Below are 12,471 nucleotides of genomic sequence, written 5' to 3'. Positions count from 1 at the left end.
TGCTCATCATGTATGAGTCATTCCTTTTTTCATAGATTAACTTGCCTGTTTTTTATTATTTTCTTTCAATTTCTCTGCTTGTAAAAAGCGATTCGTTTCAGCAACAACAATACCACTTAACCCAATAAGACCAATTAAGTTTGGAATCGCCATAAGTCCATTTGCAATATCCGCAAATGTCCATACGATGCCTAATTTTAAATTCGCACCAATAGCAATCATGACAATAAAGATTGCTTTATAATATTTAACAGCACGTTCTCCAAATAAATAAGCCACGCATTTCTCACCGTAATACGACCAGCCTAAAATAGTAGAGTAGGCGAATAAAATAATTGCGATACCAAGAATCATACTACCAGCAGTACCGAATACAGATTGGAACGCAAGTGTTGTAGCTTCAACGCCAGTTTTACCAGACTTCCATGCGCCTGTTGTAATTAATACTAGCCCTGTAATTGTACATACAATAAACGTATCTAGAAAAGTACCAGTCATTGAAACTAAAGCTTGCTTTGCAGGGGAATCAGTTTTTGCAGCCGCCGCGGCAATAGGGGCACTCCCTAAACCAGCTTCGTTCGCAAATACGCCGCGCGCCATTCCAATTTGAATAGCTGATGCAACTGTTGCACCGATAAAACCACCAGCAGCTGCAGTACCGCTAAATGCACCAGAAAAAATAAGTGAAAATGCTTCTGGAATTTGATCGTAGTGATAGAAAATAATAATAAGACCAGCAATGATATAAAAGAAAGCTTTAATAGGAACAACATATCCTGTTACTTTCCCGATTTTTTTTACACCGCCTAAAATAACGATAGCGATTAAAAATGACATTACTATACCAGTTAAAGCAGGAGGGAAAGAGAAATTAATTCGCATTGCCTCTGCAACTGAATTAGATTGCACCATATTCCCGATACCGAAAGAAGCAGTTGTACCGAATATAGCGAATAAAACTGCAAGCCATTTCTTACCTAAACCACGTTCTAAATAGTACATTGGCCCACCTGAATATTCACCATTTTCATTACTAACACGGTATTTCACCGCAAGAATTGCTTCGGCATACTTTGTTGCCATACCGAACAAAGCAGTAATCCACATCCAAAAGATGGCACCAGGTCCACCGATCGTCACAGCAGTTGCAACACCAGCTATATTTCCCATACCGATCGTTGCCGCCATAGCTGTCATAAGTGCTTGGAAGTGGCTAATATCTCCGGAGGAAGATGTATCTTCTGATTTTTTAAAAGCTAGTTTGTGAGCGTATAATAGTTTACTAAACTGTAAACCTTTTAAACGCACTGTGAGAATGATACCAGTACCAACGAGTAACAACAACGTTGGTAATCCCCACACATAGTGATTGATTTGTTCTAATACTTTACTTACTGTCTCCATCTTTATTCTCCTTTTTTAGAAAAAATAAAAACCACTTCAAGTAAATGAAATGGTCTCTGGAGAAACAAGGGATAGAAAAATAAACCGATACAAATCGGCATTTTCTTTCGCTTGTCTCTGTCCTTTTACCTGAGAGATTATCCGCTATAGTAGCGGATTTGCTCCTTCGGTGCTCGTTTTCCTCTACGCTATATAAAGCGAGAGGGAGTCTCTCCAGAGATTCGTCCCCATGCAGTTCTACTTGTAAACAAGACCTGAGAGTTTCAAAGTCGGTTAACAACTTTTTGCCCCGTCGGTAGATCAATAGACCTTCTCCTGAATGGTTCATCCGAATTATAAAATTAATAACCTATACGCATTGAATGTGTATAAGATCAATAAAAATATTATAGATATACTATTAGTGAAATGCAATCATTTTTTATTTTAAAATAGTAAAGAATTCTATTTTTTCGAAAGTCCTAATTTCTCTTCAACTTCAGTTAAAGTAGATAAAGCAATAACAATATGTTGATCCGCAAGCCCTAAAGCATGTTTCGTATTTTCAATTGTTGCACTGTTTAGAGTAGAGTTAGTGGCTCCATCTATAATTAAATCTGCCGCGTTTTTCATAAATTTAGAAGCAGCCTTAAATTCAGTTGTGAAATAAAGAAGTTGTTCTTGTATTTGTACTTCCGATATATTTTCTTTAATTTTCAAAATGTCTATTTCATTCATAATGTTTTCATATTGTTTGGAAACAGCATTCATTGTAACAAATAGTTTATCTCTGTCTACTGAATCACCGTTCGTGTTAATCTCTTCCCAGGCAGGCAACCAATCCTTTTCGATAATATCATTATAATTAGTAGTCAATTCATTAATTTTAGGCTGTAATTTCGTTTTGAAAGTTTTTGTATCCGCTGTTTCTACAGGGGCTTTTTCGGTGTTATTTTTACCATTCGTAACGTAGAAAATTGTACCGAAAATGATGAGAATAGAAATAAAAACTGTCCATTTAGTAAAAAGTAATTTTTGCAATATGTAACGCCTCCAAAATTTAAAAACTTATAATTATAATATATAACAATAATGTTGTTTAAAGTAGAGAAAATAGGAGTTTTAGTGAAAATGAATAGAAGAAAACTAGTTTCAAATATTTCAATGACTGTATTATTAGTTGGTTTAATTGCATTCATATTTATGAATAAAGAATCTAAAATTAAAGATTTTCCAGTGCTAATGTCAGTAATTCATATTAATGATGATAAGGAAGAGGAGTATAAATATATGAGTGTAATGCTTATTACACTGGTAAGTGGAGCGGAGGGGAAAGCGGGTATACTGTTAGTTTTAAAAAGTGGAAAGAAAGGTAAAGATATTACATTACCCAGGAGAAATTACGTATTATATATTTGAAAAATAATTGATAATAAAAGAGATAGGAAGTGAATGATATTGTAGAATTGTTTACTTTCTATCTCTTTTGATTTTTAATTCTGAATTATTTAAATTATAATTACTATGTGTATAGAATAAAATAATATTTAGTATGGAGATGAGATAATAAATTGCCAAATATAAAAAAGATAGGTCGTTTTTGTCCTACTGATGATGAAGGATATATTATAAATGATGCACATATTGAAAAAGTTCAACCTATATTTATGGAGGTAATACAAGAAATAAAAAATACTTGTTGTGAATTGCTACAGGATGATTTACACAGTGTTTATATAAGAGGCTCAATTCCAAGAGGGATTGGAATTGAAGGAATTGCAGATATAGATGTGATTATAGTAGTACGAAAGGATCCTAAATTAATAGACTTAAGCTGGCGAAAGAAACTAGAAGTTCAAAGTTTGCAAAAGTTTAATTGTATAACAGGAGTGGAATTGAGTTTTTACAGTGAAAAAGAAGTGATAAATTCCAAGAGTTTTTCTTTTATAAGCTTTATGATACAGACACATGGAGTATGTATATTTGGTCAAGATGTAACATTGTCTTTACCTAAATATAAAGTAAGTGAGGAGTTAGCCTATGAACACCTTATTCAATTGCGGAAACAAATTGGACAAGCACGCGAAGAATTAATTCATAATAAAGGCGTGGATGATATTGTGGATTGTTGCCGTTGGATTATGAAGATAATAATCAGGTCAGGTCTAGCATTGACAATTGAGAGAGAAGGACTTTACTCCAGAGACTTATATCCTGCCTATGAATTATTTAGTAAGCATTTTCCCGAACAAGAAAAAAATATGAGAAAGGCATTACAATATGTAATTGAACCGATAAATGATATAAATGAAATTTTATTATTTTTAAGTACGTTTGGTGAATGGCTGATAGAAAGAGCGGATGATTTTTTGAATACTATAGATAACTAGAAGGATATAATTATGTTATGTAAACAAACAGGTGATCTAAATGTTCGTGATTTTGCAGACTATTATGGGATTCCGAAAGACGTGGCAACAGGAAGTTCAAATGGATGTTTAACAGCGTATCTTTTAAAGTAAAAAGATAAATATGCGTGTTGAACAAGGATACGAGATGAAATGGTCCTCTTTAATATATAAGAGCTGAAGAAATAGAGAGTAAAAATAATGTTCGTTTAGGGGAAAAGTAGAAAGTATTGCAGATGAGAAATGGAATGTAAGATAAGGGGGAATTAGATATGCTACTAAAAACAATCTATTGTAAGGTAGAAGAAGAGAAAAAGGAATTGTTTTCAAAAGCACAAGAACAATGGTGTGATATACAGCATCTAGATGGATTTCATTGGCAATTTGGTGGATGGAATGAAGATGAGGCGTGTGTATTTACTTTATGGGAAGATAAAAGTGCATATCAATCATTTATGAATGGTGCCCACGATACAATTTATTTAAATAGTAATCAAGAGGATACGTTTCTTTCATGTGAAATTGAATTATTTCAAACTTTGTATGATATAACTGATACGCCTCTGAAAGACGTTGTTACAGAGGGATCATTCGTAAGAGTTGCTATATGTGATATTAAAGTGGAAAAAGAAAAGTATTTTTTACATAAACAAGAAACAATTTGGAATAAAGGGATGGAAAAAGCAAAAGGAATGTTAGCTGGCGTTGTTGGGAAGTCTTTAAAAAATGAAAATCGTTACATAGTGTTAACTTATTGGAAAGATGGAATGGCGCATCAAAATTATGTAGAAGAGATTTTCCCTGAGTTGTATAAACTAGCTAATATTCATGAAGATATAGAAGATATAAGAGGTAAACAAGCTATATGTAAGGAAGAATGGCTTGTATATTAAGCACAGAAAAAGTGCATAAATGAATGTATAATAAAGATAATTCTTATAAACAAGAAATTAATAGAAGACGTTATATACCCTTTCATGTTAATATATTTAAGTTATAATAGGAGGCTTACCCTTTTGTATTGTAAGGTAGAAGCAGTGTGAGCTTGAAATTTTTTTAGAAAAGGATGTGCCTAATTTGCGTATCAATAAATTTATTAGTGAAGCTGGAAAAGCGTCTCGACGCGGAGCAGATAAATTAATTAATGAGAGAAGAGTAATTATTAACGGTAAGGTTGCAAAAATTGGTGACCAAGTGAATCCAGGTGATGATGTACGTGTAAATGGAGAGCAACTTCGTATTGCTCGAGATCACGTATATATCGCTTTAAATAAACCAGTAGGTATTACATGTACGAGTGAAAAATCAGTAAAAGGTAATATTATCGATTTAGTGAATCACCCTTTACGAATTAGCCATATTGGACGTCTTGATAAAGACTCAGACGGTTTAATTTTGTTAACGAATGATGGTGATATCGTTAATGAAATTTTACGTGCTGAAAACAAACATGAGAAAGAATATATCGTTTCAGTAGATAAGCCAATTACACCTGATTTCTTAGAAAAAATGGCAGCGGGTGTTAAAATTCTAGGTACAAAAACACTTCCTTGTGAGATCACACAGTTATCAAAATATGAGTTCAAAATTATTTTAACACAAGGGTTGAATCGCCAAATTCGTCGTATGTGTGAAGCTTTAGGTTATCAAGTATACACGTTAAAACGTACGAGAATTATGAATATCGAATTGAATAATTTACCTGTTGGACAGTGGAGAGATTTAACGAAGAAAGAGAAACGACGTCTATTTGCAGACTTAAATTATGAACCACAAGATTGGTAAAATTGAGAAGGAGAAACCAAAAACATTTTTTGGTTTCTTTTTTTATTAAATAAAAAATCTTTTCCAAACACTTGCAAAAATAAAATGAATAAGATATAGTAAATAACAATTAATGGATGTATTAAAAAAAGCAAAGAAAAGGACACGAGTTATTTTCCCCGGTTATACAGAGAAGGAAGGAAAGCTGAGAACTTCCTAACGCAGAAAAATAACTTACCACCTTAGAGCTGCACTAGGGAAACGAAGTATCTAGTGCCGTGTAAGCGACGTTATCGCAAAAGAAGCCATTATGTTTTTTGTGATGGGAATCTGGGTGGAACCACGGATATAAGCATATTCGTCCCTATTTTAGGGATGAATATGCTTTTTTGCATTCAATTTCATAATAAGCGAAGAAAAGGACACGAGTTATTTTCCCCGGTTATACAGAGAAGGAAGGAAAGCTGAGAACTTCCTAACGCAGAAAAATAACTTACCACCTTAGAGCTGCACTGGGGAAATGAAGTATCTAGTGCCGTGTAAACGACGTTACCGTAAATGAAGCCATTATGTTTTTTATGATGGGAATCTGGGTGGAACCACGGGTATAAGCACGCTCGTCCCTATTTTAGGGATGAGTGTGCTTTTTATTATGAAATGGAGAGATGAAAAATGAAAGAACAAATGATTGAAATTAAATTTCCAGATGGTAGTGTGAAAGAATTTGTAAAAGGAATTACTTTAGAAGAAATTGCGGGATCCATTAGCAATAGTTTAAAAAAGAAAGCAGTTGCGGGGAAAGTAAATGATGGGTTATATGATTTACGCCGAAATATTGAAGAAAATGCGGAAGTAGAAATCATTACTATAGATTCAGATGAAGGTGTAGAAATTGCAAGACACTCCGCGGCACATATTTTAGCGCAAGCTGTAAAAAGATTGTATGGTGATATAAATCTTGGAGTAGGGCCTGTTATTGAAAATGGATTTTATTATGATATGGATCTTCCAAGTAGTGTAAACATAGAAGATTTACGGAAAATCCAAAAAGAAATGAAAAAAATCATAAATGAAAATATAAAGATAGAACGAGTTGAGGTTTCTCGAGAAGAAGCAGCTAAACTGTTTCAAGAAATGAACGACCGCTTGAAATTAGAACTTTTAGAAGCAATTCCTAGTGGGGAAAGTGTAACACTATATAAACAAGGTGAATTTGTAGATTTATGTAGAGGACCACATTTACCATCTACAGGTTATTTGAAAGCATTTCAATTAACTCACGTTTCCGGTGCATATTGGCGAGGTGATAGTAATAACCAAGTGCTTCAGCGCATATATGGTGTTGCGTTCGCTTCTCAAAAAGAATTAGAAGAGTATTTACATTTCGTTGAAGAAGCAGCAAAAAGAAATCATCGTAAATTAGGTAGTGAGCTTGAGTTATTTATGTTTTCTGAAGAGGCTCCGGGAATGCCGTTTTATTTACCGAAAGGTCAAATTATCCGAAATGAGTTAGAAGCATTTTTAAGAGAAATTCAAAAAGAGTATAAGTATCAAGAAGTACGTACTCCGTTTATGATGAACCAAGAGTTGTGGGAGAAATCAGGACACTGGGGACATTACAAGGACAACATGTATTTCTCAGAAGTAGATAATAAGAGCTTTGCATTAAAGCCAATGAACTGTCCTGGTCATATGTTAATGTTCAAAAATAAATTACACTCTTATCGCGAATTGCCAATCCGTATGTGTGAGTTCGGTCAAGTGCATCGACATGAATTTAGCGGTGCATTAAATGGACTATTAAGAGTTCGTACTTTTTGCCAAGATGATGCTCATTTATTTGTAACTCCAGAACAAATTGAAGATGAAATTAAATCCGTAATGGCGCAAATTGATTACGTATATAAAACTTTTGGATTCCAGTATGAAGTAGAGCTTTCTACACGTCCAGAAGATTCAATGGGCGATGATAAGTTGTGGGAACAAGCAGAATCGGCGTTAGCAAATGTATTACATTCATTGAATTATAAATATAGACTAAATGAAGGTGACGGTGCATTTTACGGACCAAAAATTGACTTCCATATTAAAGATGCTTTAAATAGAAGTCACCAGTGCGGAACAATCCAGCTTGATTTCCAAATGCCAGAGAAATTTGATTTAAATTATATAGATGAGAAGAATGAAAAGAAAAGACCAGTTGTCATTCATAGGGCAGTATTAGGATCTTTAGATCGTTTCTTAGCAATATTAATTGAGCACTTTGGAGGTGCATTCCCGGCATGGGTGGCGCCAGTTCAAGTGAAGGTCATTCCAGTTTCGAATGCAGTCCATGTACAATACGCAGATGAGGTTGCGGATAAATTAGCACAAGCTGGTGTTCGTGTCGAACGAGATGTACGAGATGAAAAATTAGGATATAAAATTAGAGAAGCACAAATGCAAAAAATTCCTTATGTACTTGTTATTGGGGATAAGGAACTGGAGAACGGAGCTGTGAATGTACGTAAATATGGAGGAGAGAAGTCAGAAGTTGTTGCGCTAGATGTATTTGTCTCAAGTATTGAAGAGGAAATAAAGAATAGAGGATATTGAGTGTAAAGAAAACACACCATTAAAAATTGGTGTGTTTTCTTGTTTACCTTACAAAAATGTAAGGTAAATGTAAGCGAAATCGAAGGAACGAGTTGTAGAAAGATGAGAATATGAAGTAGGAAATAGGTTTATGTTATCTGTATAACCTTTTTAGTTAGAATAATTAAAAAATTATTAAGAATTTACATGAGAAAAAGATAAGAAATGTGTGAGAAATTAAATTTATACAAAAGGGATGGAGTGAAAGAGATGTCAACAAATGTAGTTACTGTAGAAAGTGTAGAAAAAACGTATGGGAAAAGAAATGAGAATCAGTCAAAAGCATTAAGGGGTGTGTCATTAAATATTAAAGAAGGGGAATTTGTCGGGATTATGGGTCCTTCTGGATCTGGAAAAACAACTTTATTGAATGTGATTAGTACATTGGATCAAGCGACAGGTGGTAGTGTGACAATAGCTGGTACAAATATTACTTCTATGAAGGGGAATGCATTATCAGATTTTCGATCTCAAAAATTAGGGTTCATCTTTCAAGATTTTAACTTACTAGAAAACTTATCAATTTATGAAAATATTGCTTTACCACTTTCTCTGCAAGGTGTACCTTCAAGTGAGATTACTGGAAAGGTAAATGAGGTGGCGAAGAAATTAGGGATTACTGAAATTTTAACAAAATATCCAACTGCTGTTTCTGGTGGACAAAAGCAAAGAACAGCGGCAGCACGAGCTTTAGTACATAATCCAGCAATCGTATTAGCAGATGAACCGACAGGAGCGCTTGATAGTAAAAATGCAAAAAGCTTATTAGAAGCGATGCAAGATTTACATGAAAATCACAATGTAAGTATTTTGATGGTTACACACGATGCATTTAGTGCAAGTTATTGTGAGCGTATATTATTTATTCAAGATGGTCTTCTATATAAAGAGTTAAAGCGTCAAGGAACGCGAGAAGATTTCTATCAAGATATATTAGGTGTGCTTGCTCATATGGGCTCAGCTGCAGAGTCTAAGTAGGGGGTGAGACTATGTTATTCAAATTATCACGTCATAGTATGAAAAAAATGTTAAAAGATTATATGGTTTTACTTATCGGTCTCGTTATTAGCATTAGTATTTTCTACATGTTCCAAACGATGGCGATGAATAGTGAATTTACGAAAGATAATAGTCTCATTAGTAGTATTAGACTCGTATTTTGGGTAGGTGCCATACTATTATCTTTCATTACTGTATTTTATATTATATATGCCAATTCTTTCTTACTCACATTAAGAAGAAAAGAACTCGGTATGTACATGATGCTCGGAGCGAAAAAGAAAAAAGTAGCACAGTTATTATTTATTGAAACATTCGGTATGGGTATTGTTAGTATTATTATAGGAATTTTAGTAGGGATGTTACTTGCAAGTGTAGCAGGAAATTTTTTAATGAATGGTATGGAAATTTCAGCAAAAGGTAGTTATTCATCTGTATATACACCAGCAATCTTAGTTACAGCTATTTTCTTCGTAATACTATTTTTTATTACTGGTTTAATGAATAGTATCCGTTTATTACGAAAAACAGAACTAGAATTAATACGTGAAGATGAAACACTAGATGAAGTGAAGAAAAGTAAAACTCGCATTATTATAATGACTGTACTTGGTGTATTACTAGTAAGTACAGGATACTATTTTATGATAAATATAAAAACGTTTGCTGAACTCGGTTTTATAATAGCAACAATCGTTACAACACTTGGAACATATTTTATCTTTAGTTCATTGCTCCCATTTTTTGTGATGAAAATTAAAGGGAATAAAAAACGAAATGAAACAGGCTTAAATAGTTTTACATATGCACAGCTACGTTTCCGAGTGAATAGCTTATCGAGAGTACTAGGTACTGTAGCAATGTTAATTGCATTGGGCGCAGGTGCGATGACTGCAGGTATGGCATTCCAAAAAAATGTAGGTATTATGACAGACTTCTCACGTGTATATGATGTCGTAATTCATGATCCAAATGAACAAGATACAGCTGCATTAAAAGAAATGGAAATTGTTGAAGAAAGCCAGTACAAGTATAAAGTTGATGGAGAAGCGGTTTATTACTTACGTAACGATTTAACTGCGAAACCGCCACTTGTTTCAGACCACTTTGATACAAAAACCTTAAAAGAGCCTGTTCGTAAACGTGTGACTGAACCTTTAACTGAACCAGTATATTCTGCTTTAGAGTCTCCTGAATTAGCAAAATTTCCTCGTATGCCGAGAGATTGGGAAGATGCAATTGTAAGAGAAATACAAATTACACATAATCAATTTAACGGAAAACCTGTAAGAATTGCAGATGAAGCACATTATAAAGGAATTCAAGGAACAGAACACACTGTAACATTAGCAAAAGTAGACGATATGAAAAAATATAAACCGTTGTTGATTGATATAGATAAGAGACAAAAAGAACAAATTGAAAAAGCAACAGGTGCAAAAGTAGACTTATTTACGAAAATGACAATTTATCAATTTATGAACAGCTTCATGAGCGGAACAATGTTTATGGGATTTTTCCTCGGAATTGCATTTTTAGCAATGATGGCAAGTTCCCTTATGTTCAAAATATTAACAGGTGCTTCTCGTGACGTACGACGTTATGAAATGTTACGAAAAATTGGTGTGAGACGTAGTATGTTAACAAAAAGTATATATAAAGAAATTTCATATTTATTTATCTTCCCAGCGGTTATTGGAATTTCCCACGTGTTAGTAGGGCTAAACTTATTTAGCTTCATATTAGTTGACCCGTTTGTAAAAGTGTGGGTGCCAATTGGGATTTTCTTAGTCATTTATTTCATCTATTACTGGATAACTGTTCAACTTTATAAAGGTATGGTAATGCCGAAAGAAGAGGTAGCTAAGTAGTTTATGAAAAGAGTCCTTGTTTGAAAACAAGGGCTTTTTTTCTATATTTGTAATACCAGTGATCAAGTTTTTCTACGATTAATGTATTGAAAATTAAGAAAATATTAAGAGTTTATATAGCGGAATGTTAAGAAGTGTATAGGATATTAATAATGTAGTTTTATAGAATTAAATTGTTATTTTTACAAATTTATAAGAAAGGATGCGTCTTATGAAGAAGATAAAAAAATTAATAACATTTATTGGAGTCATAACTACACTCACACTAATGGTAGCGCTAGTATTTCCTACATGGACCTCGCAAATAAATAGGGAAAATAGTATAAGTACATTAGAGCAAGTAGAGATAAATGGAAGTGGTCATGAAATTATGATACGCGGCAAAGATAAGAACAATCCGGTAATTATTTTTGTACATGGTGGACCAGGTACTTCAGAAATACCATATGCTCAAAAGTATCAAAAATTATTGGAAGAGAAATTCACCGTAGTTAATTATGATCAAAGAGGAAGCGGGAAATCGTATCATTTCTTTGAGGACTATTCAAATCTTACATCAGATCTTCTTGTAGAGGATTTATTAGCTATGACAGAGTATATTTCAAAACGTATGGGAAAAGAAAAGGTAATATTAATTGGTCATTCTTACGGTACATATATCGGAATGCAAGCTGCTAATAAAGCACCTGAAAAATACGAAGCGTATGTTGGGATAGGGCAGATGAGTGATACAGTAGAAAGTGAAATGGATAGTTTAAACTATGTAATTGAACAGGCACAAAGTGCTGGGAATACAGATGAAGTTTCCTATTTTAATGGATTGACTGAAAAAATTAAAAATGGCGATACATACACTCCGCGAAATTATGTTGCGAAATATGGTGGAACATCAAGACGCATTGAAAATCCAGATGGTGATAACATCGGAATGTTACTCAGTAATGAATATAACTTGTTCGACGTAATTCGTTATAACGTTGGATTATCAAAATCTCAAACAATCTTATTAGAAAAGGATTTAAAGAATCCATTGCCTACTAAGGTGACGAAACTGAAGCTACCGTTTTATTTCCTTATGGGGAAATATGACTATAACACTTCATCTCATGCAGCAAAAACATATTTTAATACAATTGAAGCAGAGAAAAAAGAATTTATTAATTTTGAAAAATCCGCGCATTATCCGCAATTTGAAGAGAAGGAAAAGTTTTATGAGTGGATGTCCGATACATTTGTAAAATAAATAAAGTGTATCCGAACTATAGAGAATTAAAAAAGTTAGCGAGATATATCATTAAAAAAAGCGAAGTTAAATAAAAAAGACTCTTCTATAAAAATGAACTGTACCCCGAATCATGGACACTTAAAAAAAGCCCCATGATTCGGGGTTTTTGTGTATTTTTATCAAAAAA

9 protein-coding genes, 1 pseudogene, 1 riboswitch and 2 other annotated features are annotated in these 12,471 nt (G+C 33.5%); of the genes and pseudogenes, 8 read left to right on the top strand and 2 right to left on the bottom strand.

Features of this window, described 5'->3' with window-relative positions; all coding sequences use genetic code 11:
• Nucleotides 1–36: 36 nt before the first annotated feature.
• Together PDK19_RS05170 and PDK19_RS05165 are read right to left on the bottom strand one after the other, a co-directional pair.
• Nucleotides 37–1,404, bottom strand: a complete 1,368-nt coding sequence (locus PDK19_RS05170; RefSeq protein WP_000451026.1) for an alanine/glycine:cation symporter family protein — start codon at nt 1,402–1,404, stop codon at nt 37–39.
• Nucleotides 1,405–1,511: 107 nt separating this feature from the next.
• Nucleotides 1,512–1,631, bottom strand: a riboswitch (glycine riboswitch).
• Nucleotides 1,632–1,848: 217 nt separating this feature from the next.
• Nucleotides 1,849–2,424, bottom strand: a complete 576-nt coding sequence (locus PDK19_RS05165) for a hypothetical protein (protein WP_049112413.1) — start codon at nt 2,422–2,424, stop codon at nt 1,849–1,851.
• A 51-nt stretch (nt 2,425–2,475) separates the two neighbouring features.
• On the opposite strand from PDK19_RS05165, the pseudogene PDK19_RS05160 reads away from it, so the two are divergent.
• From PDK19_RS05160 to PDK19_RS05120, 8 genes and pseudogenes are all read left to right on the top strand, one after another.
• Nucleotides 2,476–2,809 (top strand): annotated as a pseudogene (locus PDK19_RS05160) (hypothetical protein).
• A 145-nt stretch (nt 2,810–2,954) separates the two neighbouring features.
• On the top strand, nt 2,955–3,773 hold the full coding sequence (locus tag PDK19_RS05155) for a hypothetical protein (RefSeq protein ID WP_001132912.1): 819 nt from the start codon (nt 2,955–2,957) through the stop codon (nt 3,771–3,773).
• Nucleotides 3,774–4,063: 290 nt separating this feature from the next.
• Nucleotides 4,064–4,684 (top strand): YdbC family protein, encoded by a 621-nt coding sequence (locus tag PDK19_RS05145; protein ID WP_014893762.1) that lies wholly within the window; start codon nt 4,064–4,066, stop codon nt 4,682–4,684.
• 184 nt (nt 4,685–4,868) lie between these two features.
• Nucleotides 4,869–5,576 (top strand): 23S rRNA pseudouridine(2604) synthase RluF, encoded by a 708-nt coding sequence (gene rluF / locus PDK19_RS05140; RefSeq protein WP_001222167.1) that lies wholly within the window; start codon nt 4,869–4,871, stop codon nt 5,574–5,576.
• Between the two features lie 124 nt (nt 5,577–5,700).
• Nucleotides 5,701–5,924, top strand: a binding site (T-box leader).
• Between the two features lie 35 nt (nt 5,925–5,959).
• Nucleotides 5,960–6,183: a binding site (T-box leader), on the top strand.
• 44 nt (nt 6,184–6,227) lie between these two features.
• The gene (thrS, locus tag PDK19_RS05135) at nt 6,228–8,150 is read left to right on the top strand and encodes a threonine--tRNA ligase (protein ID WP_049113122.1); all 1,923 of its coding nucleotides are present in this window, start codon (nt 6,228–6,230) and stop codon (nt 8,148–8,150) included.
• A 249-nt stretch (nt 8,151–8,399) separates the two neighbouring features.
• Nucleotides 8,400–9,167, top strand: a complete 768-nt coding sequence (locus tag PDK19_RS05130) for an ABC transporter ATP-binding protein (protein WP_000106418.1) — start codon at nt 8,400–8,402, stop codon at nt 9,165–9,167.
• Nucleotides 9,168–9,178: 11 nt separating this feature from the next.
• Nucleotides 9,179–11,059, top strand: coding sequence for an FtsX-like permease family protein (locus PDK19_RS05125; RefSeq protein ID WP_000897897.1), 1,881 nt, complete (start codon nt 9,179–9,181; stop codon nt 11,057–11,059).
• Between the two features lie 211 nt (nt 11,060–11,270).
• Nucleotides 11,271–12,302, top strand: coding sequence for an alpha/beta hydrolase (locus tag PDK19_RS05120; RefSeq protein ID WP_000721365.1), 1,032 nt, complete (start codon nt 11,271–11,273; stop codon nt 12,300–12,302).
• Nucleotides 12,303–12,471: the final 169 nt, after the last annotated feature.

This window comes from Bacillus cereus group sp. BcHK124 (genome assembly GCF_027712065.1).
Classification (GTDB): domain Bacteria; phylum Bacillota; class Bacilli; order Bacillales; family Bacillaceae_G; genus Bacillus_A; species Bacillus_A pacificus.
Note: the sequence above shows the minus strand (reverse complement) of the source record. Positions and strands in the feature narration are given on the sequence as shown.

Excerpts from the sequence above, each read along its gene's own strand:
- thrS (WP_049113122.1), top strand. The coding sequence starts at position 6,228 with ATGAAAGAACAAATGATTGAAATTAAATTTCCAGATGGTAGTGTGAAA.
- PDK19_RS05170 (WP_000451026.1), bottom strand. The coding sequence starts at position 1,404 with ATGGAGACAGTAAGTAAAGTATTAGAACAAATCAATCACTATGTGTGG.
- PDK19_RS05145 (WP_014893762.1), top strand. The coding sequence starts at position 4,064 with ATGCTACTAAAAACAATCTATTGTAAGGTAGAAGAAGAGAAAAAGGAA.
- PDK19_RS05125 (WP_000897897.1), top strand. The coding sequence starts at position 9,179 with ATGTTATTCAAATTATCACGTCATAGTATGAAAAAAATGTTAAAAGAT.
- PDK19_RS05130 (WP_000106418.1), top strand. The coding sequence starts at position 8,400 with ATGTCAACAAATGTAGTTACTGTAGAAAGTGTAGAAAAAACGTATGGG.
- PDK19_RS05120 (WP_000721365.1), top strand. The coding sequence starts at position 11,271 with ATGAAGAAGATAAAAAAATTAATAACATTTATTGGAGTCATAACTACA.